The sequence below is a fragment of the Sinorhizobium terangae genome, from assembly GCF_009601505.1.
Taxonomy (GTDB): Bacteria; Pseudomonadota; Alphaproteobacteria; order Rhizobiales; family Rhizobiaceae; genus Sinorhizobium; species Sinorhizobium terangae.
The window spans coordinates 1-23,561 of record NZ_WITC01000097.1 but is presented as its reverse complement, the minus strand read 5'-3'; the positions used below and the strand labels follow the sequence as shown (position 1 = coordinate 23,561).

Genomic DNA, 23,561 nt, shown 5'->3' with positions numbered 1-23,561 from the left:
ATGGAAGGTTCTAGTTCCAGAACTAGGCGCAGACATAGAAGCTCACAGCAGTTCATTGTGTCCGCTACCAATATCCGACCGCTCACCCCCTCCGCCAGACGGGGTCTGCTTGCCGCTTACGCTCAGACGCCGGCGGTGAGCGTGCCGCCGTCATCTACACCATCGTCGAGACCTGCAAAATGGGCGGCATCAACCCGCACGCCTACCTCGCCGACATCATCAATCGCATCGCCGATCATCCCGTAAACAGGATCGACGAACTCCTTCCTTGGAACTGGTCCGCCCAATCATAGTGCCCACTTAAATCCATAGTGGACACTATCCGGCCCCAGACCGAACGCATCCCCGCGGTCATCACGCCACGCTTACTCTGTTCAACAGGATCAAGCAGTTTCGCCGGATCGCTACGCGCTATGACAAGACGAGAACCTCATACGCAGCGTTCCTCGCCTTAGCTGCAGCAAAAATCTGGCTCCCGTACTTTGTCAACAGAACCTAGTCGCTCATGATGCCGGCGTGGAGCAACGCGGTTCCCGTTGATACATTATGCGATCCTTTTGGCACAAAACGAGAACGTCTCGTCACCGACGTCTATTTCGTGACGCAACAACGTCCGTGATTATCGATTAGCGCTCGCATTCGGGGCTATCGCCGACCTAATACAGTCAATCAGCGTTCCGTCCGTCGGCTCAGTGACTTCCACCAATGAAGCTGCGCGCAATCGCCTCTTTGATCGAACGAATCCATATTCCTTCGTTGGCTGCGTAGGTTCCCTGCTTCCCGTTCAACTTTGGCATGAAGTCCGCTCCCGCGTGGTGGAGACCGATCACGTCCCAATCAGCTGAGAATACCGGACTGCCGGAACTTCCCGGTTCGGTAGGAGCTCGGTAATGCAAGAGAACCCGCCCGGCGATTGTCGGCTTGCCGCTGGTCGGACCTTCGTGGTCCAGCAGTCGATTATCCTGAAGCGAGAAGCTGAGGTCGCCCCCAAGTGGATGGCCGATCACGTAAACCCGCTGATCCTCATCTGTCACCGGAAGCGAATCCGACACGGGACACGGCTCTATCCCGACTGGCGGTTCCACAAAGCGCAGCAGACTGGCGTCCAGGAGTTCAGGTGGCGAGTTCCATGCAATCTCACGCACCAGATGTCGCCGCGGGGTCCGGTCCGAGTCGGCCGTTGCCTCGAAGGCTACGGATGCCTTGTCGCTTCGAAGCGCTCCCCTCTGTTCTGGGGAATCGCTTACCACATGAGCATTGGTGAGCAGGAAGAGTTCGTCGCCGAGCGGTTCGTGGAGGTCGCGACCGCGGACCAGAAATCCGGTCCCGACGCCTCGCCCATCAGGCTGACGGATCAGCGCAACCGAACGTGCCCGGTTCATCGCCGCTCGCATCCACCAGTACGTCTGAACTCCCGTATTTCCGAGAATCTTTTCGAAGGACACCATGTCCGCTTCGGCAGTGCGTTGGACCTGCTGTGGCGTGAGGCTGAGTGTGCCGGACCTGGTTCGGAGCAATGCCGCTCTGAGAACAGCTATCACAGCCCCCGCTTCGCCCTCATCCGCGCGAAGTCTCCACACTTCGGTGAACTGGCGCAGGGTCCCGGCGATCTTGAAAGCGTCGACATCGGCCGCACTAAGGTACTCCTTTAGCCAGCGCTGCACTCCGGCCAGATCACCACGCGCCAGCGACAGTTCAGCGGCGGACGCATAGTCCCACGCCTCAAGTGTGCCTGCCGACCAGAGCTGCTCGACTTCACGACGCAATCCCTCAATAAGGGTGTCTTTTCGCGGAAAGTCTGAAATCTTAACACCGTCGCGTTCAGCCCGCGCCAACAAGGCGACCAGATTCACCCCGTGCCAGATCTGCGTTGGGTCACGGTCAAATACCTGACGATAGGCAGCAATTGCAGCTTCCAACGCATCCTCTGCCATTCCCAACTTGGAGCCGCAGGCGTCAATGTAAATCTGTTTGTAGGCGCGACCGAGCAGCCCCTGAGCTTCATTCCACTCGCTCGCCCCAGGGGTGGCTCTCCTGACCAAACCTTGAAGCATCGCGATTGCTGCAATGAGTTCGCCGCTCTCGATCAGGGCCTGGCTGTAGTGACGATAGACAACGTCCTCTCGAGATCCGAGGCGCAATAGATTGTCGGCCAGCCGCTTTAGCGCGCCCATGTGCCGGTGCCTTCGCAGTCCGTCCAGTACCTGTCGAGCGATCTCTGGATTCGGAACCTCGCCCCCGTCCCTCAGGCACTCGACCCAGTCGCTGCATGCTGTCTCAACCTGATTTTCCTCAAGGCTCGCGGCCGCCACGAGAACCTTCATCGCCTCTGCCGAGCAGTTCATCGACGTTCCCTACAGTTTCAGCAGTCTCCGGAGCTCTGTCCTGAACAGTTGCCCCTCGAAATACTTTCTCAGGTTGTGACGCCACAGACCGTTATTAGGCTCATGGATGTCCCTGATCACATCAAGTCCCCCGCGACGGAAATCGTTAGCCAGCTCCGGATCGAGCGCCGCCACGACATCGAGGCGATCAAAGATGTTTACCCAGTCGCCTTCAATTTTTTGGGCGGGGAACCCATCCGACCGCGTCCATTCTGGCGTGAGCTTGTCCTGTACCTCGTCGATGCCGAGCGGACTGCCGAGTGTCACCAGCGCGTCGATGGTAGGGCACGCCGGTACCCGCATTAGGCAGTCATAAGCGATCACCGTACCCATGCTATGGCTGACGACCACGTGAGGTCGCCCCCTTTCGGCGCCAGCCGCGATCTTCTCAACGAATCGCCGCCGAATCTCGTGTTGAACCTGGTAGGTCTCACCCGCTCGGGGCGTCCAGGAGACGTTGAAAAGGTAGTGGTGCACGTCGCGCAGAAAAGCAGCAAGGAAGCGTTGCTTGAGCGCCCAAGGGAGAGGAAAGCGCTCCTCCACACGTGATGCGGAACCAACCGAATATTCCGGCTCGTCCAATGCCGGATCCTCAAGAAGGAGCCGTCCTGCCAGTCTCGCGAGCCACTCGGGGTCTGCCGCCCCATTCACTGTTATCGCGTGCCCAATGTGGCCGACGTCGCTCTTCAACGTCTCCAGCTCATCTGTACTTTCATGAGCCGCGACATTCGGATCGGGTGCCGGATAGAGCACATCGGCCCAGTAGACCATGGAGCTGCTTACGCCCTTCGCGCCTAAATCGATCCGAGTCTCTTGTGGACCACCCGCCAACGCGCGTCGCCAGACCGCCAGGAGCGCGGCCTCCTCGGGCTTCTGACCGATGCCATGGATCATTGTGACATGTGCCATGCGTCCCCTCTCCTCCCTTGGGTCCCCTTCGCTAATCCCAGCGTTCCAATGGCGCGCCTTCCGGCAAATCGGGAATGCGAGCGATGTAGGGCATATCCCCGAAGTCTGATTCCTGCCGAATCCGTTCGAAACCTGGTAACCCGATCTCGCGGCGAAGATCGTTCAACCGGTTCATCCAACCCCTTAGGAACTTAGATTGCCCTGGCGCCTGAGCAAATCTCCGGTATAGACCTTCCCGTATTTGAGTGTAATGAATCAGCGTCGTACCGAGATCACAGGCATCGCAGGCGCGCTTCGTCGTGGGTCCGAACTGCCCATCAATCCGCGTGCCAACAGCCGCTTGAAGAATCCGAATCGCGCGGCCGGTTCCCATGTTCACCGCTGTGTCGAACTGCGCCAAGTCGAGCCTACGCCTCAGCAGATCACATCCCGCGGGAGTCCAGTAGTTGCCATCGTAGATGGCCTGGACCTCCTCATCGTCGATCTGCTTGACGTCGCGCGAAGGCTGACCAATGCGGCTCCGCCAAGAATTATAGACCTCCTGCGTGATCCCTTTATTCGTGCGACCGCCGCGGTCATCGGGATCGTCAACGAAGCCGCCCTCCCACTTCATAATAAAGCGCATCGAATCTGGCAGACTTTCCCTCGCCATGCACACCCTCCTCGAAGTCCAAAGCCGGAACGCGCCGACGAAGAATTGGCAGCCGCCCCGGTAGCTCCGCTATTGATCTCACCAACCTCGGTCCCTGCCGCACTGCCACGCGCTCTAGTCGCTCAGAGTTCACAAAGGCGTCTCAGCTGCGCAGTACCGCCCGGCTAGCGCCTTTGCTCCAGCGCCGGCTTGGCTCCAGCCGCCTTCAGCTTCTGGGCCAGCGTTTCCGATGACATCGCCATCCCCCAGGCAAAGCGTTGCTCTTGGCTGCGCTTACTTGCTGTGACGTCACTGACTTCCTGAAATTCACAAGTCAAATAATCTAACCGTAACACAGTATATCTAAGCTCGCCAATGATGGGCGGGCGGCGGATTGGGCGAACATCAATTTCTGGGCGGGAGATTTTCTGCCAATGCCCCAGGGATCACTACGAGGTTCGTAGCGACCGAAGTCCGGATCAGGACACACCCCTGTCTCCGTGTCGCAGGTGCTACTGGTCCGCCGCTAGACCCGCCGGCGTGAATATGTCCGGCTTATCCGAAAGACCTACGCGGTCCACGAGATCGGCCGTCCCGCCGGGCCCATCGCCGCGTTGGCCGTCCCATAAAGCGATCAAATGAACTGCGCCATGCTCCTGAGCGCGCTCAAGGAGGTGGACGTTACAGATGCTGTATGCTTCGTCAGACCGAGGCAGGTTCATGGTTTCACGCTGCGCCTCGGATGTCGTGGTCCACAGATGCCAGAAGCGTTGCTCCCAATCGCTCCCGGGAATCCCTTTCACCGACGTCTGGACAAAAAGCTCTGGAGAGTACGGTAGCACGATGGACGTCGGGATTCTAACGGCCCTGCATTGTTCGTGAAACAGTATGTCCCCACCCCGGGCGCAGCTTGCAAACCCAATAACAGAGGCTGCCTTGTCTATGGTTGCATACGGTACAATTGCTGTAGCAATGCGTGCTGCAGCCGCCGCCTCCAGCTCAGATGGAAAACGCGCGTTCGGGCGGCCTGGCTTATCGATCATGTGGCCGGTGAAAAGAATAGAAACCGCCATCGCCGCTCCGATTAAGGGATCTCCATCTGCGACAGAATACCTCAAACGCCGCACTGTGCACGAGTGATAACGAGTTTCTACGTGCGCCGCTCTAGCAATCGAGTCTCTCGAGCGCGGACGCTGTGCGCTTCGCGGGTCCGTCCGTACGCCACACCTGAAATGAAGCTATCGCAATTTGAGCCAAGTACCTTCTTCGCAGGGACCCGCTTCCTCACTGCCAAAAGGTCGTCTATTCCGTCCACCAAGTCCATCTTGCACCTTTTGCGCATGGATTTCAGCTATAGCTTGAGCTTCGGCACTACCTACGCTGCAAGAGGTTCCGTCGGCAACCAGCGCAGCTATCGGATTGGAGTGGCGGACTCGCGGCACGCTCCCATCAGATTAGCGACTGTTGTTTTTCTGCATCCTTCGGCTGCAATCTAGAGGAGCGGTGGGATAACTATTGTCTTCCTTCAAAAAGATGTGATCATCGGGCCATTGAGAGCGTGAGCCGCACCATCGGAGCACTCTTTTCTTCCCGCGAACCAGATTACGGGAACGTCAACGCGTCGAGGGGGACGTGATGCGAATAAAACTGGTCATTGCAGCAACTTGCTGCTGTCTGCTGTATACCGGCGGGGCGTATGCTCAAATTGCTCCCACTCAAGTTAGACACAACTTCGAGACGTACAGCGAAGCGCTAAATTTTCTCCTTGGAGCGGGCGACAGATTTTGTGGGTTTGTGACAAGTACTCCGAATGGCCCCAATCCCGCCCTCACAATATTACCGGGTAACGTAAGCGGTCTTCCTCCGAGCACGGGTTTAATCGGCCCGAATCTTTCGCGTCACTGCCATCCGAACACAGATAACACCAATCTATCTGGCGGCTCCGTCGTCGGGGGAAGCCTGTCGTCATTGCAGTCAACCAGAACCGTATCGCAATTCGACACCACGCGCCGCCGATCCGAACCATGTGATCCGGCAGAAGATCCAGAATGCAACGACAGCGACAGTAGGAACACCGTTATTTCCAACTACTTTTACCAAGGAAGCATCACGTCATCGGGAGACTCAGCTTTTAGTCTTATCAGCGATAGTGATGATGCACTTAGCGCAAGTGGATTTGTACCATTCGACGGTTTTAGCATCTTTGGACAGATTGAGTATCAAAACTATCGCCAATCCAACTCTAAATTTGAACCAGGAAAGAAAATCGATATTTTTACCGCGGAAGCCGGAGCCTTTTGGAACGTCTCGGTTGACAGTGTGGCGGGATTCAAGGGGCTGTATTCGGATGGGAATGGCACATCCCCGCGACCCGAGACGATTACTATCTTGGGCACAGGTAATGCAATCGGTGGGCAAGTATTTAGTGGTAACTTTGAGAATATCTGCGGCGTTCCCCACGAAGGCACAATAGATACCAACGAGTTCGGGGGATCTGTATTCTATCAAACCATGTTTCTGCAAGATGGCTTCATCAACACCGAGCTAGGTGTAAGCAAGACGCGCTTAAAGTATCGGAACAGCCTCTGTAAGTTCGACTTGGATTTTGAGACGATAGCAGAAGACGTTTTTGTTCCATTTCCGATTGATCAAACAGCCGGTATAATTCGCGGCAATCCGGATATTTTGGGATTATCCGCAGACATCAACGCCGGATACGATTGGGATTACAACAGTATAATTGTCGGACCCCGGCTTTCCTTTAGCGCCAAATGGAAGAAGGTCGATAGCTATTCTGAAACAGAGGAGCCAGGCACCTTGGGTTATCCAATCACGGGTGCTAGCCTAAACTATGAGGACCAAGACATCTCGTCCGTACAGACGCGCATCGGCGTAGCGGTGTCGAGGCCGTTCACGTTTAATACTATGACAGTCGTTCCGTTCGCACAGTTGGACTACATCCATGAGTTCGCGAATGATCAGCGCACAATCAGGGCGACTTTTGTCGAGGACGGTCGACCTGACCCTTTTAGGTTTACTTTTAAGACAAATCCACCGGACCGTGATTTCTTCGAGCTACGAACCGGCGTCATAGCCGAAGTATTTAATGGGGGAGTGGCTTACATCGATGGGCGGGCGATCCTAGCGAATGAACTTGTAGACAATTACGGGGTTACGGGAGGATTGCGGATATCTTTCTGAAAAGCACAGCGCGCGTTTTGCCTACGGCTGCGGCCACTCCGGGACTTCCGGCGCGAGTTTCGCGAGTTCGCTTTGTTTGCCCACTAGGTATTCTTCGTCCCGTCGATACTGAACAATGTCCGGGAATTTTCCACGCAAATCGTGTATTAGCGCTATAGCGCGCTGAATTTCCGCCTGGGCGCTCACTATATCTCCCCTTTGTTGAAAGAGGTTCGCAAGCGCAGAATGGACCTTAGCAGTCTCACGCAACCATATTGGCTGCGCTTCATTGCCGCTCGTCAGCTCCTCCAAAAGCAACAACGCTTCTCGCAGTGAACGTTCCGCGCTATCGCTCTCGCGCCTTTCCACCGCAACCTCGCCGAATTGAATCAACACAACAGCCAAGTCGAGTTTGTAGAACGAGCGCTCCGCATCCGCTTTTAGAATAACGCGGCGATCGGCGATCGCTTTGGCGTACCACCGCGCAGAGTCCTCCAATATTCTCGTATCGCCACCGCGCTTGTAGCTCGCGAAAGCTATTTGACCTCGCCTTTCCTCGAGCACGCTCCTATCTCTTAACCATTCCTGGTTAAGAGGATCGTTATTCAGAATTCGCTCGGCGATCTCGAAAGCATCCCGAGCGTATTGCTCCGCTTGACGCAAGTTCTCCAAGGATCTCGTGATATCCGCATTATCTGCTAAACGGAGGTGGGCGCTCGCCAGTCGCTCCAGCAGGAGAGAGCGGTCCCGTTGCCAGTCGAGCCGCGAGGAATCGGATCTTGTGAGCATATTAGAGATGAATAAAGCCTGCTCATAGTCCTTTAGGGACCTGGCAACATTCATTTCCACCGAAAGAACCATATCGCCGAGCCTCGTCAACGTGACCAGCTCAGTTCGCTGGTACTCGGTGTTTTGAGGTTCGGCGGAAACTAAAGCCTTCGCAGTGTTCGCAGCTTCCTGCTGTCGCGACAGTGCATCGGAACGACGGTCCATCTCCACGAGTGTCGTCGCCAGAGAGGAAAGCGCAGCCATCAGATCTCCGCGATCTGGTGGCTGGTTCCTCTTTTGCATGAGCGACCTGGTTGTCTCCAGGCATTTTTCGTATGAAGCCGCGGAAGCCGCCAGCTTCCCCCATCGATAATTGTATCCTCCCAGCCGGCAATGTCCTTGTGCCAATTCCCGAAGCCATGACAGGCCACCTGTCTTGACGAACCATGCCTGCGACAAGGCAATCCTCGATTCCGCCGACGCGATTGCTTCATTGAACCTCCCTGCATAGTTTTTTTCCTGCCCGACGACGTCGAACAGTTTCAATCGCAACATCGCAAGCGCCGCTGGATCCGGTGCCGAGGCCAGACCGATCCATTCCAAAGCCGACGGGGACCTTTGCTCCAACCGATCCAAGGCTGTGGTCGTTTCCGCGATGAGGGGCGCAACCTTCTGTTGCGATTGCTCATCGCCAACAAGATTAAACAGCTCGGCGAATTCCAGATTGAGTCGCGCGCGTTGAAACACGAGCATTGGCGAAGTGTCATCGTCCGAGATGAGCTTGCCGAAATCTAGCTCCGCAGATCTCAGCAGCTCCTGGATTACGTCTGACGGCACGCCGTATCGATCTCTATATCGGACTGTGGCCCCTATCTGCCTAGCTGCACTTTCGACAGCGTTCTGAAGGCGTCGCTCGGCGGCCCTACTTTGCTCCACTGCGATCCATGCCCCTATACCCGCGACAACGGCGAGCACAAGCATTCCAACGGCAACGGCTTGAGCTACGCGACGTTGACGTCGATCCACCTCAGCCTGTCTCTGCGTGAGTTCGGCAAGGGAAACGCCAAGCAGCGTCGCGACAATTTTGAGCTTCGCCAGATTGAAACCATCACCGCCTCGTCCGTCCGCGGCCGGCTCCTGGATGTCGGCGGCCAAAGGTTCCGTCAACGAGCCATCGCCGCCGAGTAGGCCGACCAAGGCTTTTGGGAAAGCTCCCTGCGGCTCTCGGACGGGATCGTTAACGGCAGGCACACCGCGCACGATCACCGCTATGATGTTGCCCGATCGGCCAAGCTCCTTGAAAAACGAAATCTCCCTGTCCACCCACTGCGAGTTGGCGGCTGCTGGACTGCATAGCACTATCAGGTACTCGGAGCTCTCCAGTGCTTCCCGGATTGTTTGCCCGAGGTCTGCAGAGGCCTTTAGATCAGATCGATCTCGGAAGATCGGCGAGACCCTTTCGTTCCGATGGATCCCGGACCTGCGGAGTGGCTTAGGTATCCTGTATGACTCCAATGACCTTTGAAGCTTCTCTGCTGCCGAGCGATCCTTGGAGGAGTAACTGATGAAGGCCCTGTATCTATATCCCTCGCCACCCTCCCCGACCGGGATTGCGTCTGCAGATTTCTTCCCCATCAAGGACAGCGCTGCACGCACGTTCAGCCCCTCAGTGCTCGTGCCGCAAATATAACGCCACTATACCAGCCTGCGCTCCACCTAGGCGAGAGAAAATTCACGCTTCGATCGTGGCGGTGATCGTCACAACGTGCCCGCTCCGAGCGGGTGGATTCAACAGAACCTACCCGGCTGTCACCGGAAGCGGACTTTGCATCCCTCGCCTTGAAAGGACTCGAACCAACGACCCCTTTTCTAAAGTGCCCACAAGCCTGAAATAGTTCGAAGACCTAGAGCAAAACTGGTGACAGCTCGATCAATCTTCGAGCGTAAATGGGCAGCGTTTCGCTCGGGCAAGCTTCTGTTAATCGTGTCCTTTAAGCCAATATTTTCAGGATATCAGTTACCGACCAGCACTAGTCTGCTCGCGACTTATTCAAGCAGTTAGTCAAGGTTAAAGAATGCCAACCACAACAAAGGTCCTCGCGCAAGCTCTCGGTTCCTGGCTTCAGTACGAATATGCACTCGGCCGAGGCGGATTGTTTAATGAGCGCTATATCAGCACGCCAATCTCCCAAGTGCTATCGTACAGATTCAAGTGTGGCGTTTCGGCAGAGCATCCACATCCGACTCTGGGCCCAGTGCGTGGAGGGCGGGGCGCGAAGCCATCTGTAGATTTCGCCGTGATTGAACACTATCCAAAAGTCCGCGCGTTGGTTGAATCAAAGTGGCTGAATGACGCGGGTGTAAAAGTTGAGGCGATCATCTGGGATTTGATCCGTTTGGAAATGGTCGCCCATGCCGAGAATGCTGAGGCCTACTTTGTGTTGGCGGGCAAGCGAGACCGAATGACCGAAGTTTTCGAAGCGGCTCGTTATCAATGGCAAAACGCCAGGCTAGTCGAGGGGTTGCTTTTTGACCGCGTCGATCGGGCTAGTGTTGCGGTCGAAAAACTGACTGGAAAATATTTGCAGAAGCTGCGGCCCTACTTTGAAAAGTACGCAACCGGATCGTTCCCAAGCGACATTTTCCTAAAGCAACCCTACTCATACCCCTACAGCGTCACGGCTGCAGTCTCCGATACTGACGCTGGCCAACCAAAATACCAGGTATGGGTCTGGGAGATTGAACGCAATGAGGGCGGCCGCCGTTTTCAGCCTTGCGATGCATTTTCGTTGTCGAGCAATGAGGCCCACTGCGTTGGAGATATGCGCCGATTTTTAGCAGCGTAACCGGTTCTTGGGCTGCATTTTCTCAAAAATGAGTGCGGGCTAAGTCAGTGAGGCATTTCGGGAAGGAACCTCCAGCCGGCCGACCGGAGCAGAACCTTTCATGTCGTTTGTTCGTAAGAGTGTAGGTTCGTTTTCAAATCAGGTCCGTGAGCGCGTTTTTTAGAGATCGTTTCAGCGTAGCTTCGTAGGTTCTTTTCAGCGTAGGTCGGCTTTCAGCAACAGTTCGATTGAGACGTAGGAGCGCTTTTAGGTTCGAGCGTAGGTTCAGATTTCGGCGTATAGACAGATTGAACAGATCGCAGGTTCGTATGCGCCGGCGCGTCCGCCAGCCCCGTAAAAAGAATTCGTTTGCCGATCTTCAAGCTTCACTTGCAAAATTGTGTATTACTCGCCATGCGCTTATTCAGAGATTGTGAGCGGTAAACCTGCAAAATATTGTCAAGGAAATACCAGCCGCTCCAGGACTTCGCATGGCCAAGGTCTTCATCTCCCATTCCAGCAGAAATAAAGAATATGCCGACCAGCTCGCGCATGGTCTGATCGAGTTCGGCCATCAGCCCCTTTATGATGGTACGCTGCTGTCTCCCGGTTCCGAGTGGAACAAGATCCTCGAGCAGGCGCTTGATGACGCCGATGTCATCGTCTTCCTAATTTCTCAGGAGAGCATGGAAAGCTCGTGGGTGCTGAACGAGATTGGCCGCGCCAAGGCACTGGCTGGCGGTGGGCGCAAGCTTCTCATCCCCGTCATCATCGATAACATACCGGTTCCTGACATCCTCCGCCAATGGCTGGCCCTGATGGGTCGTGGTCGTCCTGCAAGGGAAGTGACTGGCGAAATCGCCCTGAGCATTGCCAATTTTGAAAGCAGACGCGAGCATCAGGAAACAAGGCTGCGCGAGGTCGAGCAAGACCTGTCCAAATTCGTGGACGATGCGATTGAGACGCAGAAGAAAGAAGGCAAGAACAACAAGCTTGTGGCCTACCTGTGCTACCTCGGCGGAGCGCTGTCGCTGTTTGCTGGCTTGGTGCTGACCATCGAGGCGCTTCAGCGGGCAATGGACCCTAAGACGGTCTTAGACCCTGCGCGGATGATCGCTGCCGGAATCGCCAATATCGTAGCCATCGGATTTCTCGGCGCCCTTGCGAAATACGGTTATTCGCTCGGCAGGTCTTTCATGAGCGAGGCCCTAAAGTCCGCAGATCGGATTCATGCCATCCACTTCGGCCAGTTCTACCTAAAGGCCTATGGCTCGCGGCTTTCGCCTGAAGAGGTTCGAGAAGCTTTCGCGAACTGGAACATTGATCGCGGCTCGACCTTCTCGACGTTGAATGCAGCCGAGATTGATCCGCAAATCATTTCGGTTGCTGGCCAGCTCGTTGCTGCCGTGATCGGGAAGAAGGACGATAAGTAGGTTCTTGTCAGCAGGGCAGATCAACTCCTTCACAGCTCATTGCCGTCCACGCGAACGACGACACGCCCTTTGCATCTATGACGAATGCAGCAGAGCCCTGTGTAACTGGGGTAATCCCGGTGCCGCGAAGAAGCGCTCGATGCCACCTTTCTCAAGGTTCGGCGCTGTGGGCGCATCGTCTCGGTCGCCGTCAACCACACCGACGGCCGCCGCGAGGTGCTGGGCACGGAGATCGGGACCTCCGACGCTGAGCCGATCTGGACGGAATTCCTGCGCAAGCTGACGCGGCGGGGCCTGCGCAGCGTCAAGCTCGTCGTCTCCGATGCGCATGATCAAGGCAGCGGTTTCCAAGTGCTCAGCGCCATCTGGCAACGCTGCCGGGGTTCACTTCATCGCCACGGCCTTCGCGCAGGCACGCCGGAAGCCGCTAGCCAGCAGTGGCGCAACATCGCCGACCGGATCCGGCCGAAAGGGCCCAGGCTCTCCGCCATCATGGACGAGGCCGAGAACGACGTCCTCGCCTACAGGACCTTTCCCAAGCCACATTGGGCCAAGCCGCATTGGGCCAAGCCAATCGAACGCCTCAACGGCGAGATCAAGCGGTACACAGAAGTTGTCGGCATCTTCCCGATTGACGACGCCATCATCCGCCTGGTCGGCTCGCTGCTGCTCGAGCAGAACGATGAGCGGCCCGTTCACCGCGCTCCCCGACCAGGGGGTCATTCTTGCTCTTCCTCGTCACGCTTGCTGGTAATGATTCGCTGCATTCTGCCCTTGTCGATCCCGGCCGCTATCGGGCGAAGCGATTCCTCAGCGGCATCCAGTAATGCCAACCGGTTAGCAACGTCCCAATGATTCCAAAAGACGCGAGTTAAAAAATATGTTGATAGGGAATACCGAAGGAACGGGACCACAGGAAGATTATGCAACGCTCGCAACAAAGCAGACTTCTCTTGCGCCGCGTTAATTTCCGCCGCCCATATCCGCGCAATGAGGTTTTCCATCGCATCGTCGGATTCGACGCTCGCGACACTCGCGCGAAGTACCGCCTGACCGGCGAGATTGCCTAGCTGTTCAAAAATCACACGTATCGGATATCCCATAACGGAAAATTCATAGGCGTCGACGAGCAGCTCAATGTAGCCGCGTTGTTTTTCACTTACAGACTCCTGCTCTGAAAGTTCGAAAACGGCCCGAATTACATCATCGCTTTTGAGTTTATCCTTCAATTCCTTAAACTGCTCACGTGGGAATCCCCGAAGGAGCTTTTCCAACAGAATGCTACTGAGCTCAACAATTAGACGCGCAAGTTCTCGCTTCGGTTCACGGTTTAGGCGCTCTGACCCGGAACCTAACAGGACAATAGCAATGCTCCAGATGCGAAGAAGGTCATTGAACTTGCGTTCTTCAGCCTTGGTCTCCTCTCGGTATGCCAATTGAGCTGTTTCTTGTGCCTCTCGCGCCCTCGCCTCGACGTTTTGCGCAACGTCCAAGATTCTCTGCTTTTCCGCGCTATTCGAACGATTATTAACTACATCGCTAAAAGCCTTCTCGAGCTGTTCCTGAAGGCTTCGGTGCCTTTCCGGATGATCAACTAAAACAGGCCGAATTTCGTTGGTTAGCAGAATGTGCTGATTCGGCTTGTGTGATTTTTCGTCGTCAGCTACCTTTTTTAATGTAGATATTATTCTATCAGTGATTTCGTTATTTAGGTTGACCTCGCAGTATACGTCAAACGCTGGATAATCGAAGTCATCATTTTGCACATCAAAGTATGTCTTCGCGTCACTTGGCCGCGACGCCAGCTCCGCTGCAAGCAGGTACGAAGCCATAAAGGGTAAGGAAATCTGCACAGACCCGTCAGTAAAATGAATTATACCCTTATCTTGGAACGCCTTAATAAACAGAATGCTATCAATCTCAAAGTCTTTCTCTAATGCGAAGTCTTCAACGAGCTTTATTAGGGCGGAACGGTCAAAGCGTTCTTTCTGGACCTCCATTCGGAACACAAGATTTCTCAGAAACGATTCTCTTGTTGTTCGACTCAGGACAACACTGTCCTCGTCGCCGGCAACTACGAAGCTCAGAAAGCCCCCAACAGCCAATTGCAACAGTTCGGCTCTGCGGTTTGCTTTTAGCAGTGAAGACAGGATTTCAACGCTAAGCCCTGCAAAGTAGCTGGGATGCGCATTCAATTCGAATTTGCGGAACATCTCCTGGAGGCGAAGCGCAATGACCCCAGCCTCCTGATCTCCCAACTGAAAAGTTCTCTTGAAAAACGACGAAAGCTCTACGAAGGAGATGTCACATACGTCAAAGCGCTCCGCCGACGTCGCGAATACGAGCGCGGTGGAATCGGCAGTCGTCCCCTCTTCCTTATTCATGATTACAAAGGACGCTTCCTTGTATACCTCCATCTGTCCATGCAGAAAATCGACGCGGTTTCTGGCCTCAACCGGGAATCCTTGAATAATAAAGATTGGCCTCGCATCATGGCGTGCGTTTAATGCCTCGAGGTCGAGGTCGCACTGTTTTGCGAGCGATCCGTTTGGTGGCTTCAGCGCCTCACCCGAAATCATAACCGGAACGGCTTGTTTGCCGTTGATTTCAATTAGACTAAGCTCATATGCAACGATCCAGGGCAGACTATTGTCTGGAAAAGTTTTGGGGATAGTGATCAGGAGTGTCCGATGTTTGGTCACGGCCTCGAGGATGCTTTGAGGGCTGTAATCTCGCGCAGCGGGGCTTATTGAAGCGTTTGCCGATGACGGCTTCACGCGCGGCAGTGGCAGGCGATAGCCAGCAGGCTTTCCATTATATTCCGGGGACAGCTGAGAAAGTTGTGAGTGGACGTCTATCCTGAGCGAGGACAGTGCTGATGGAACTAGCTCATCCAACGCCTGCCTTCTCAGTGCAAGCTCGGCAACGCCCGACAACTCTTGACGTCGATGCTCCAAGAATTTTCTCAGCTGAGGATTGAACAATTGCAGTTTTACAAAGCTAACGGCGTTGGATGCCGCGATTGCGCGGCAATGTCCGTTGGTTTGTTCCTCAAGCTTATTTTTGTTTTTATCGGCGTAGTCGCATATCCCTCGGATCGTTACAACGGGCACCTTGTGCGGATCTGCAGCAGAAAATACGCCTCCTGTTTCAGTCTCGATCGCCAGAAGCTTTCTATCCAGGCCCGATATGTTACTCTTATATACCTCGCTCTTGGAGACGGCTCCGCAAACTATACTTCCTTCGTGAATTTGCGGGAGGCCGAGTTTCTCATTTTTATCTTTACGTCCGATGAACTCGCCCGGCACTAGCCTTGCCCCATCGTAATGCTGCGTAAGCTGCCACTCTTCAAAAGCGCCTTTGGTATCGCTACCAAGCGAAACATACTTCAAGGCGAAGGTAAGTAGAGCGTCCGTCTTGAAAGGAATTGAGTTAAACTCAATCTTCAGTTTTCCTTTTGAGCTATCGGAAACCTTCGAATTTTCAAGAATGTCAAGGAGAGGGCCGGTGAAACACACGTCCCCGATCGCAACGTCACTGCTGAGCCCGCCTGCGATCCCTACGACCGCAAAAAATCCCACCTCGTACTTCGCAAGAACAGCATTGGTCGCTCGAACCGCAGCTGCCTTCCCCATAGCGTCCTGAAGTAAGGCGACTGCCGAACAATCCTCGACCCCTAGATCAAGCTCAGCCCAGAAGTTCAGTCCATCAACAAAGTCCCTTTTTATTGGGAACGTTGCAGTTAGGCGATCAAATTCTTCTCGAAGTGGTATAATAAAAGCAATGTCAATATAAGGTTTGTTCACGCGGATACCTGTGCATGAAAGGTGAAGAATGGAAGTCTCGGTACCGTAGCGCGCAGGCACAGGCCGCTGCAAGCTATGACCTGGTCGATTGAGTAGCTATGCACTGATCATTCTGACGCTTGCCCGCCGAAAGCGTATCACCCAATACGAGCTTCTCTACCTAAGAGTCCCGCAGCAAATTCCAATTACGCGGTTTGGCTACGCTTTCACGCGCCATGAATGATATCGTTGGCGCGCTTATCGAACGCGAAGCTTTTCTTGAGATCTTTGTCGGCATTGCTCCGAAAATTCTTGATCATATCGCCGAAAAAATCGAGCCATTGCGCGCGCCAGCTGTTCCTGTCAACCCGAAGTCCAGGGGCTCGGAAATAGAGTTCGTAGCGGTCGTCGAAATGTCTGCTGGCCAGCCAGAAACAGCGATAAGCGCTGAACTCGCTGGTGGCGCTGCTCATCTCGCGGTACCAATGGCGTGCGGCAAGTGCACGATTGAACCATTTGCGAGCGGTGGTCCGGACGTCGCCGAGCCATCCCGCCGGTACCGGGCTGGCCTCGATCTCGGCCCACAGCGCGATCGCCTCATCCGTGCCGTCGAGAAAACCGGCCACAGCCAATGCCCGCGCCCGGTCGAGGGCACGCCCCCCATCGAGACGCGCACGCACCCAGTCGCGCAAAAATGCGCCATGGCCAGCGCGCTCAAGTGAAATCACCGCCACAAACAGCCTCTCGTCAGTAAGTGCCCGGTGAAGCATTTCGGCACGCAGGTCATCAAAGGTCTCGCCGACAGGGAGAGTCGCAGGGAAGATCTCCACATCGCCGACCCATATGGAACTGGTCTCGTCCAGGCTGCCGCGCCAGATCTCCTTTACCAGCTGAATCTCTGATGTCGCCAGGGCTTTGATCATCGCCCAAGCTGGCCCTCCGCCATGCTCCCAGAGAATATTGTCTCGAAAGTGCTTATCCCCCCACGCGCTACGGATCAGGCGCACCGCCTCGGCATGCTCTACGCGGCAAAACTCGGCGTATGCCTCGTCGCGGTCAACATACTGCATGAATGCGTTGCCTAACGCGCGGGAGCTGCGCTTGACAAGCAGCTTGTCCGCCATCCAGGCACGCAGCGGTCCGGAGATGTCAGTTCGCAGATTCGGCCGGCGCTGATAGGCCCGCATCAGCACTTCGGGGTGGAGTCGTGGCAAGAAACGCCTCAGAGTTTCGTCGTCCAGCGCTAGCAGCGGCGCCGACTCCTCAAACGGGAGCCGGCCCGACACAGTCAGCGCTCCCGGCCCGCTCAATGCAACCAACTCGAGCGCGGCTGCAGCGGGGGCGACGTGGGTAGCAAGACTGATGACCCGGCGGCGGACGTCCTCGTCGCCGTGACCGAGCCCGATCCGCCAATCCCGCTCGATCGGAGTACAGCCCGCGCCAAACCGACGAACAAGGGTGTCAGCAAGCGTCAGGTCCGGCCAGATATCGTCACGCGCCTGTTTAAAATCAATGCCGGTGATCAGATCTGCGATCTCACTCCCTTCTGGCTCGTTGAGCAAATGCTTGTAGTTTTGGGGCCACTCAGTCATCGGAGCAGCGATCAACAGAGCGACCTGCTCGGAAAGCGGCCTATGTGCGAGCCGGAACGCATCGGTGAAGTCACGGCCGGCATGATTGCTGTTTGCGCTCACCGCGAGGCGGTCAGCCAATGACGTGAGCTCGCTCTCCTCAAAAAATGGAAGGGCGTGAAGCGCATGATCGCGATTCACTTGATCAGGATTCCCACTCCCATCCGTTCTTGCGCCTGCTCGGTTTGCGCGCAGATATGCCCGATAAAGGGCATCGAACCTTTCGGGATGCCAGCGCAGCACCGTCGCGAGCGCCTGCCCGTTGAATTCGAACAGTGTGGGCACATCTTTAGCATTCAGATTGGCAACAGCACCCTCTAGCGCCGCAGCGACTGCTGGATCGAGGTGGGACCACGGATCGGCGGCATAGGCAGACAGCTCTCGAAGCAGAGCTTGGCCGGACGGCGGCGTTCGGTCGAGGACGAAACAAATCCGGTTGCTCCCGCGGTCTCTGCCGCGCGTCAGGTAGGAAGGCAATCTCTTTGTCGGTCCGGCCTTCAGCGTCTCGGCGCTCGCCGCGTCATCGGGTTCGCTCGTTGACCGCAGCAGCATGGCCGCGGCCGTGCGTCCGAGATCGGTATCCAGTGCTTGGAGCCGATGCGCCTCGGTCCGGACGGCAGTCAGGGTTTCGGTATGATCGAGCTCATTGTAACGCAGCAGAGCGAGGATCTCGCGCTCATTCCCGCCATGGCCGGCGGCAGCATGGTTTTCGGCCCAGGCCGCGATGGCGGGAACGAACGAGAGACGCGGTAGAAAACCAACAATCCGGGAGGCTAAGCGCACAGTACCTTGGGGCCAGTCGCTGGTCGGCACACCAATGCGCGGCGCCCACTGTCCGGGTTGGATTTTCTCCAACGCTCGCAAGCGACGGCGCTGTTTGCGACGCTCGCGGTTAACCACGCGATTGTAGGATCGGTCGCCAGAATCGCGATCATCGGACAAGGGAACGACGGATAGCCACCGGCTGATGTGCTGCTCGACCTCGCCGCGCGCGGATGGATGATCATCCCAAAGACAGGCAATGCCCCATGGGAGGAGCCAAGACCCGTCGAAGCTGCCATGCCGCCCACATAGGTCAAGAAAAAGCGTGGGACGGAAAATGTGGAGACGCCGCCAAAAATCCTGACCGGCGTCCCCATGGAATGGCTTTTCTTCCCAGCGCTCGAGCACCGCCATGCATAGCGCGTCCTCGACCGCTGAGTCGACGACCAGCGCAGTCGCGCAGGTCCTCAGAACCTTTTCGACCAGATCGTCGGCATTCCATGGCTCAAGGAACCGGTCGATCTCGACAACGGCGTCCGCCACCGATAACCCCCGAATCTTGTCGGCTAGCGCGAAACCAACCGCATCTGGCAGGGCGGTATCCTTGAAGGTGAGGAGATGCGGCTTGCTCGAATCACGTTCGAACCAGCTCGCTCCGATCAAATCGCCGAGCACGGAACGCATTCGATTGCGGTCATAGCCGCTGATCTCTGCCGCCAGCTCGACGATCGCACCTTGGGTCACCCGGTAAGCCTGCTGTGCAAGCGCTGCCGCCTGTGCCGCCTGCGCCTGCGCGGACACCAGCGCCATGAAGCCATCGCCATCAAGCTCGCCCCCCTTGAGCATGTGCCGGTTGGCAAAGTCGCGAAGCAGCAGTTGCTCGCGGGTTATGCGCTTAAGATCGCCGATCTCCGCTGCGAGGCGCGTTAGATGGAAGGCCGTGCGTGGATGGAGTGCCGCCTCAAGAACCTGCTCCGAAACCACCGTCGTATTGATGCCGCGGGCCGACAGATATACGTCGCGTTCCGCCGTGCCGAACCGCCCCACGGAAACCGGAGCAGTGTCCCGGGGTAGCACTGAGGCAGCTCTGACGCGGCGCACCCAGTCGTCATCGCGACAAGTAATGATCAACCGGAACAGACTACGCCATTCCAGGGCGAACAAAGGCGCCAGCCAACCTTCCCAATCGAAAGGATCGAGTTCGTCAAGGCCATCGACGAGAATGAGCAACTTTGGATCTGACCCCGCCGCAGGATGTGCCCAAAGCCGAAGTCGGCGCTGCCAGAAGCCGCGCGGATCGGACAGATGCAGCCCAGCGTGTTCGCCCAAGGCGACCAACCCATCGAGCACAGCAGCGAGGCCATCGGGTGCGTGCTCAGCACGCTTCGAAGTTATGATGACAGGGATCGGTCCGCCATCACTCGCGGAGAGGTCGCGCATAAGCTCGAGAGCACTCCACGTCTTTCCCATGCCCTCCAGGCCGAGCTGAACCCGCACCTGCTGTGGGCTCGCCCACCAGTTTTGCCCCGATACTAGCAGCTCCGGACGTCCAACGGGCGGAGCCGATGCGAGAAAAGTAGGTGATGCCCCAGCAAGGGTGCGAGCGGTTGCCGGGTCTGTGTAGATCGCTGCGAGGCGGGTGCGGCTGATGCGTTGTACCGCCACAAACCCCGTGTCACCTGCTGAGAGCTGGCATTGCAATTTGCGCCGCGCCATACCGAAATTCGGATCGCTGGCAATTGCCTCGAGCTCGCCGCGAACCGCGGCGAGCTCGGTCCAGCCACTAGCCAGGTCGATGGGCGACGCGCAAAGCAGAGCAAGGCAGGGAAGCCCCGGCTGCAATTCGGACCAATCCAACGCAACGAAACCCCAACCGAGGTTCTCGGCATGAGCTTTTAGCGCTTCGGCTTCCTTGCCGCGCAGGGGCTGCGTGGTTGCAAGAAGCCAGCAGTCTATGCCGCCGAACCAGCGCGAGCACGATCCATTTCACCGAGCAGATACGTTTGGTCGAGCTTAGCGGTATCGCCGTACCGTTTGGCTTGCATTGCTCGTCTCGGACCGCGCCCCGCTGAACCTACCGCGTCGAGCCCATGTTGATCGCCAGACGCCATGAGGCGGAGGGCATCACCAGTTTCGGCGGCCAGCAGCGAGTCGATTAGACCTTCGAAACCTTTGTGCGTTGCGGCCAGCTTGAGCAGGGCGTTGCGAACGGTCTGACGTGGAATCTTGCTCGCCACTGAATGTCGCGACGACGGCAACCGACTAGACTTGCGACTCATGAGACCGAAACCAATCCTCGAATATATGCATCACGATCATCGTCGGGCCGAGGAGCGTGTTATCGACACCCGCAACTTCATAGATACCGGCTAGTTAGCGCGCGTGCTTCTCCTTGGGCTTGCCCCGCCATTTCGTACAATCGACAGATAAGGGTGGATTCTCCGGATTTGCAATCTTGTCAGCGAATACGGTGCGTCTCTCCTCTTCTTTGCGTCCCCAGTTTTCTCGATTCTGGCTGGCCTGACCCGTTAACGGGGACCGAGTGCGCCGTGGCGCTGTGGTGAACCCCCACGCGAATTCACGATCAATTAACCATCTGAATTAACGCCCGTATTTCCATAAACAGAAGCTACCTCCAAACATTTTTCCGTCATCCGGACGCCCATTTTCCCTTCGGTCACTATCGATAGGTTTCAAGTATCGATAGTGATATGTACATGTCAGTTGTACGCACCGTAGAGCAATGCTATGCTGCCTCACGCGCCAAATTGCCGGAGGTTGCGATGCCCCAGATCACCTACAAGATCAGCGAAGCCCGCAAGCATTTCGCCGAGGTGCTCGAACGCGCCAACCACGGCGAGGAAATCATCATCATGCGCGGCAACGAAGTCTATGCCCGCATCGGCCCGGCCGACGGCGGCAAGCGCCCGTTCGGCCTCTTACGCCAGCGTGGCCTGCCGGACGACCTGTTCGACGAGGTCGACGCCGAACAGGCGGCGATCGACGCCGGCGACTGGACCGACGATGTCGGCGTCTGGCAGGGCAAATCCAACGACCGCGAACCCTCCAAGTGAAGGTCCTGCTCGACAGCCACGCGGTTTACTGGTGGACGATCGGCAGCGATCGCCTCTCCGTCACGGCACGCTCCATGATCGAGGACAAGGCCAACACGATTCTTGTCAGCGCCGTCTCCTTCTACGAGCTCGACAACAAGATGCGGCTGAAGAAGCTCGATCTCAAGCCACAAGAGTTGCGCGCCGCCGTCACGGCCAGCGGTTTGCAGACCCTTGCCATCACCGATCTGCATGCCGAACTGGCCGCAAGCTTCGACTGGGATCACCGCGACCCATGGGACCGCCTTCTAGCCGCCCAGACGCGGCTGGAACATTGCACGTTTGTTTCGCTCGACAGCGCTTTCGATGGGGTGCTGCATGAGCGGGTCTGGTAGGCAAGCCGATGAAGATATTGATCGAGGTCGACGAGGCGGCAGAACGGCTGGAAGAGCTGATCGACCTGGCGTCCCAGCGGGATGTAATCTATGTGTGCCGGGGCGGACGGCCTGTAGCTCAGCTCAGCGCCTTCTCAGGGACGAAGGATGATCCCCGCTCGGACGAATTCGCAGGGACTTTTCCTGAGACAGGGCCGACCGCCCCGGGCGGCAAACTGTTCGAGGGTGGAAAAGTCTCTTCGGTCGACCAGGTGTGGATGCTCGCTGCGGAAGGCAAGCCGGGATGGGAACGTGATATGACGTCGGCGCACGATGATCTCTCTGACGAAGACGCGCTGCCGCGATGACTGTCGTGCCATCGACATCGATCCCCAGCCGCGCCGAGGAACTCGACGCGCTCGGCGCCATCCTGCCGTTTGATCGGCGCGATCAGCTCGCCGCGCTGCTGACCGACGACGATGTCGCGACCCTGAAACATCTGGCAGCCGAAGGCACGGGCGACAACACATTGAGGGCCCTTGCCTCCGATCTCGGCTACCTCGAGGCCTGGTGCCAGCTTGCAACCGGCTCTCCCCTCCCCTGGCCGGCGCCGGAATCGCTGCTCTTGAAATTCGTCGCTCATCATCTCTGGGATCCGGTCAAGCGCGCCGAGGATCCGGCGCACGGCATGCCGGCCGACGTCGAGGTCGGATTGCGCGCCGAACACCTGCTCAAGGCCGACGGCCCGCACGCCCCAGGCACGGTGCGGCGGCGGCTGACCTCGTGGTCGATCCTCACCCGCTGGCGCGGCCTGATCGGCGCTTTTGCCGCGCCATCGCTCAAGTCGGCGCTGCGGCTTGCCGTTCGCGCCAGCGCCCGGCCGCGGGAACGCAAGAGCAGGAAGGCAGTCACTGGCGAAGTGCTCGCAAAGCTCCTCGAAACATGCGCCTCCGATCGACTGGTTGACGTGCGCGATCGGGCGCTGCTCCTGACCGCCTTCGCCTCCGGCGGCCGTCGCCGCTCCGAAGTGGCGGGATTGCGCGTCGGGGATCTCGTCGACGAGGAGCCTGTTCAGACGGACCCATCGGATTTCAGCTCCCCTCCCCTCCCCTGCCTGTCGATCCGCCTTGGTCGCACCGAAACGATGACGCATGATGACGACGAACACGTGCTGCTGATCGGTCGACCAGTGAGCGCCCTGAAGCATTGGCTGGCGGAAGCGCAGATCAACGATGGGCCGGTGTTCCGGCGCATCGACCAGTGGGGCAACCTCGATCGTCGGGCGCTGACGCCGCAGTCGGTCAACCTGATCCTGAAAAGTCGCTGCAAACAGGCCGGCCTCGATCCGGCACTATTTTCCGCCCATGGACTTCGGTCCGGCTATCTGACCGAGGCGGCCAACCGCGGTGTTTCCCTGCCGGAAGCGATGCAGCAGTCACTGCACAAATCGGTCACCCAAGCGGCGAGCTACTACAACAACGCGGAACGAAAGAATGGACGAGCGGCCCGGCTAATCGTCTAACCGTGACGACGTACCGAAGAGTGCATCGGCTCGCCTCTCAAACGGCTGCCATTCTTCCGGTTCCGCTTCCGCCTCCGATCTATCGTGCCGGTCAGCACCCGATGCTGCCCTGCCCCAGGCTTCAGCACGCTGCATCAGCGACGCCATCTCTCCCCTCAAGCGATGCGAGCGTTGCAGGTCGGCGGCGTGCTCGGCGTTCTGGCGGGGATCGTAGAATACGGCGATCGCCTCGCCGACTGCCTGTCGTGCCGCCTCCAATTGTCCTTTCAGGCTCTCCAGCTCGGCTTTGGCCGCAAAATACTGT

Annotated in this window: 15 protein-coding genes and 3 pseudogenes; 10 read left to right on the top strand and 8 right to left on the bottom strand. The window is 57.1% G+C overall.

Annotation, left to right across the window (positions count from 1 at the left end; genetic code table 11):
- Positions 1 to 122: 122 nt before the first annotated feature.
- Both GHK62_RS22740 and GHK62_RS22735 read left to right on the top strand, forming a co-directional pair.
- Positions 123 to 293: pseudogene (locus tag GHK62_RS22740) on the top strand (transposase domain-containing protein); the annotation flags it as partial.
- Between the two features lie 80 nt (positions 294 to 373).
- Positions 374 to 499, top strand: a pseudogene (locus GHK62_RS22735) (IS5 family transposase); the annotation flags it as partial.
- Positions 500 to 689: 190 nt separating this feature from the next.
- On the opposite strand, the gene GHK62_RS22730 reads toward GHK62_RS22735, so the two are convergent.
- The 4 genes from GHK62_RS22730 to GHK62_RS22715 form a co-directional block, all read right to left on the bottom strand.
- Positions 690 to 2,324 carry a S1 family peptidase gene (locus GHK62_RS22730; RefSeq protein WP_167528338.1) on the bottom strand — a complete coding sequence of 545 codons (1,635 nt, stop codon included), beginning with the start codon at positions 2,322 to 2,324 and terminating at the stop codon, positions 690 to 692.
- 30 nt (positions 2,325 to 2,354) lie between these two features.
- A complete protein-coding gene (locus GHK62_RS22725; RefSeq protein ID WP_153441337.1) occupies positions 2,355 to 3,293 on the bottom strand; it encodes a lipase family protein in 939 nt (312 codons plus the stop codon).
- Between the two features lie 31 nt (positions 3,294 to 3,324).
- Positions 3,325 to 3,945 (bottom strand): glycoside hydrolase family 108 protein, encoded by a 621-nt coding sequence (locus GHK62_RS22720; RefSeq protein ID WP_153441336.1) that lies wholly within the window; start codon positions 3,943 to 3,945, stop codon positions 3,325 to 3,327.
- A gap of 491 nt (positions 3,946 to 4,436) precedes the next feature.
- Positions 4,437 to 4,997, bottom strand: a complete 561-nt coding sequence (locus tag GHK62_RS22715; protein ID WP_153441335.1) for a hypothetical protein — start codon at positions 4,995 to 4,997, stop codon at positions 4,437 to 4,439.
- Positions 4,998 to 5,559: 562 nt separating this feature from the next.
- Between GHK62_RS22715 and GHK62_RS22710 the strand changes: the two genes are divergently transcribed.
- Positions 5,560 to 7,125 carry an autotransporter outer membrane beta-barrel domain-containing protein gene (locus GHK62_RS22710; RefSeq protein WP_153441334.1) on the top strand — a complete coding sequence of 522 codons (1,566 nt, stop codon included), beginning with the start codon at positions 5,560 to 5,562 and terminating at the stop codon, positions 7,123 to 7,125.
- A gap of 21 nt (positions 7,126 to 7,146) precedes the next feature.
- Here the strand turns inward: GHK62_RS22710 and GHK62_RS22705 are convergent, their stop codons facing one another.
- Positions 7,147 to 9,507: a toll/interleukin-1 receptor domain-containing protein gene (locus GHK62_RS22705; protein WP_234887010.1), complete on the bottom strand. Its 2,361-nt coding sequence runs from the start codon at positions 9,505 to 9,507 to the stop codon at positions 7,147 to 7,149.
- A 440-nt stretch (positions 9,508 to 9,947) separates the two neighbouring features.
- Between GHK62_RS22705 and GHK62_RS22700 the strand changes: the two genes are divergently transcribed.
- The 3 genes and pseudogenes from GHK62_RS22700 to GHK62_RS22690 form a co-directional block, all read left to right on the top strand.
- Positions 9,948 to 10,718: a hypothetical protein gene (locus GHK62_RS22700; RefSeq protein WP_167528337.1), complete on the top strand. Its 771-nt coding sequence runs from the start codon at positions 9,948 to 9,950 to the stop codon at positions 10,716 to 10,718.
- Between the two features lie 470 nt (positions 10,719 to 11,188).
- Positions 11,189 to 12,130 carry a toll/interleukin-1 receptor domain-containing protein gene (locus GHK62_RS22695; protein ID WP_153441331.1) on the top strand — a complete coding sequence of 314 codons (942 nt, stop codon included), beginning with the start codon at positions 11,189 to 11,191 and terminating at the stop codon, positions 12,128 to 12,130.
- Positions 12,131 to 12,265: 135 nt separating this feature from the next.
- Positions 12,266 to 12,835, top strand: a pseudogene (locus GHK62_RS22690) (transposase); the annotation flags it as partial.
- A 14-nt stretch (positions 12,836 to 12,849) separates the two neighbouring features.
- Here the strand turns inward: GHK62_RS22690 and GHK62_RS22685 are convergent.
- Both GHK62_RS22685 and GHK62_RS22680 read right to left on the bottom strand, forming a co-directional pair.
- Positions 12,850 to 15,936, bottom strand: coding sequence for a 5'-methylthioadenosine/S-adenosylhomocysteine nucleosidase family protein (locus tag GHK62_RS22685; protein WP_153441330.1), 3,087 nt, complete (start codon positions 15,934 to 15,936; stop codon positions 12,850 to 12,852).
- Positions 15,937 to 16,142: 206 nt separating this feature from the next.
- Positions 16,143 to 20,165, bottom strand: coding sequence for a hypothetical protein (locus GHK62_RS22680; RefSeq protein ID WP_153441329.1), 4,023 nt, complete (start codon positions 20,163 to 20,165; stop codon positions 16,143 to 16,145).
- A gap of 926 nt (positions 20,166 to 21,091) precedes the next feature.
- Here GHK62_RS22680 and GHK62_RS22675 point away from each other — a divergent pair.
- The 4 genes from GHK62_RS22675 to GHK62_RS22660 are packed head-to-tail and all read left to right on the top strand — an operon-like array spanning position 21,092 to position 23,257.
- Complete coding sequence (locus tag GHK62_RS22675; protein ID WP_153441328.1) at positions 21,092 to 21,382, top strand: type II toxin-antitoxin system Phd/YefM family antitoxin; 291 nt, start codon at positions 21,092 to 21,094, stop codon at positions 21,380 to 21,382.
- Positions 21,379 to 21,756 carry a type II toxin-antitoxin system VapC family toxin gene (locus GHK62_RS22670; protein ID WP_184108488.1) on the top strand — a complete coding sequence of 126 codons (378 nt, stop codon included), beginning with the start codon at positions 21,379 to 21,381 and terminating at the stop codon, positions 21,754 to 21,756. Before GHK62_RS22675 ends, GHK62_RS22670 begins: the two co-directional genes overlap by 4 nt.
- A gap of 8 nt (positions 21,757 to 21,764) precedes the next feature.
- A complete protein-coding gene (locus tag GHK62_RS22665) occupies positions 21,765 to 22,103 on the top strand; it encodes a type II toxin-antitoxin system Phd/YefM family antitoxin (protein ID WP_167528336.1) in 339 nt (112 codons plus the stop codon).
- Positions 22,100 to 23,257 carry a tyrosine-type recombinase/integrase gene (locus tag GHK62_RS22660; RefSeq protein ID WP_153441326.1) on the top strand — a complete coding sequence of 386 codons (1,158 nt, stop codon included), beginning with the start codon at positions 22,100 to 22,102 and terminating at the stop codon, positions 23,255 to 23,257. The genes GHK62_RS22665 and GHK62_RS22660 overlap by 4 nt, the downstream gene beginning before the upstream one ends.
- Here GHK62_RS22660 and GHK62_RS22655 read toward each other — a convergent pair.
- The coding region (locus GHK62_RS22655) for a hypothetical protein (protein WP_234887004.1) at positions 23,246 to 23,561 on the bottom strand (316 nt) is incomplete at its 5' end. The two genes, GHK62_RS22660 and GHK62_RS22655, sit on opposite strands and share 12 nt — an antisense overlap.

What these genes read in the sequence shown, in the direction of transcription:
- GHK62_RS22675 (WP_153441328.1), top strand. Translation starts at nt 21,092, where the DNA reads ATGCCCCAGATCACCTACAAGATCAGCGAAGCCCGCAAGCATTTCGCC.
- GHK62_RS22730 (WP_167528338.1), bottom strand. Translation starts at nt 2,324, where the DNA reads ATGAAGGTTCTCGTGGCGGCCGCGAGCCTTGAGGAAAATCAGGTTGAG.
- GHK62_RS22665 (WP_167528336.1), top strand. Translation starts at nt 21,765, where the DNA reads ATGAAGATATTGATCGAGGTCGACGAGGCGGCAGAACGGCTGGAAGAG.
- GHK62_RS22705 (WP_234887010.1), bottom strand. Translation starts at nt 9,507, where the DNA reads ATGGGGAAGAAATCTGCAGACGCAATCCCGGTCGGGGAGGGTGGCGAG.
- GHK62_RS22700 (WP_167528337.1), top strand. Translation starts at nt 9,948, where the DNA reads ATGCCAACCACAACAAAGGTCCTCGCGCAAGCTCTCGGTTCCTGGCTT.
- GHK62_RS22725 (WP_153441337.1), bottom strand. Translation starts at nt 3,293, where the DNA reads ATGGCACATGTCACAATGATCCATGGCATCGGTCAGAAGCCCGAGGAG.
- GHK62_RS22710 (WP_153441334.1), top strand. Translation starts at nt 5,560, where the DNA reads ATGCGAATAAAACTGGTCATTGCAGCAACTTGCTGCTGTCTGCTGTAT.
- GHK62_RS22720 (WP_153441336.1), bottom strand. Translation starts at nt 3,945, where the DNA reads ATGGCGAGGGAAAGTCTGCCAGATTCGATGCGCTTTATTATGAAGTGG.
- GHK62_RS22715 (WP_153441335.1), bottom strand. Translation starts at nt 4,997, where the DNA reads ATGGCGGTTTCTATTCTTTTCACCGGCCACATGATCGATAAGCCAGGC.
- GHK62_RS22695 (WP_153441331.1), top strand. Translation starts at nt 11,189, where the DNA reads ATGGCCAAGGTCTTCATCTCCCATTCCAGCAGAAATAAAGAATATGCC.
- GHK62_RS22660 (WP_153441326.1), top strand. Translation starts at nt 22,100, where the DNA reads ATGACTGTCGTGCCATCGACATCGATCCCCAGCCGCGCCGAGGAACTC.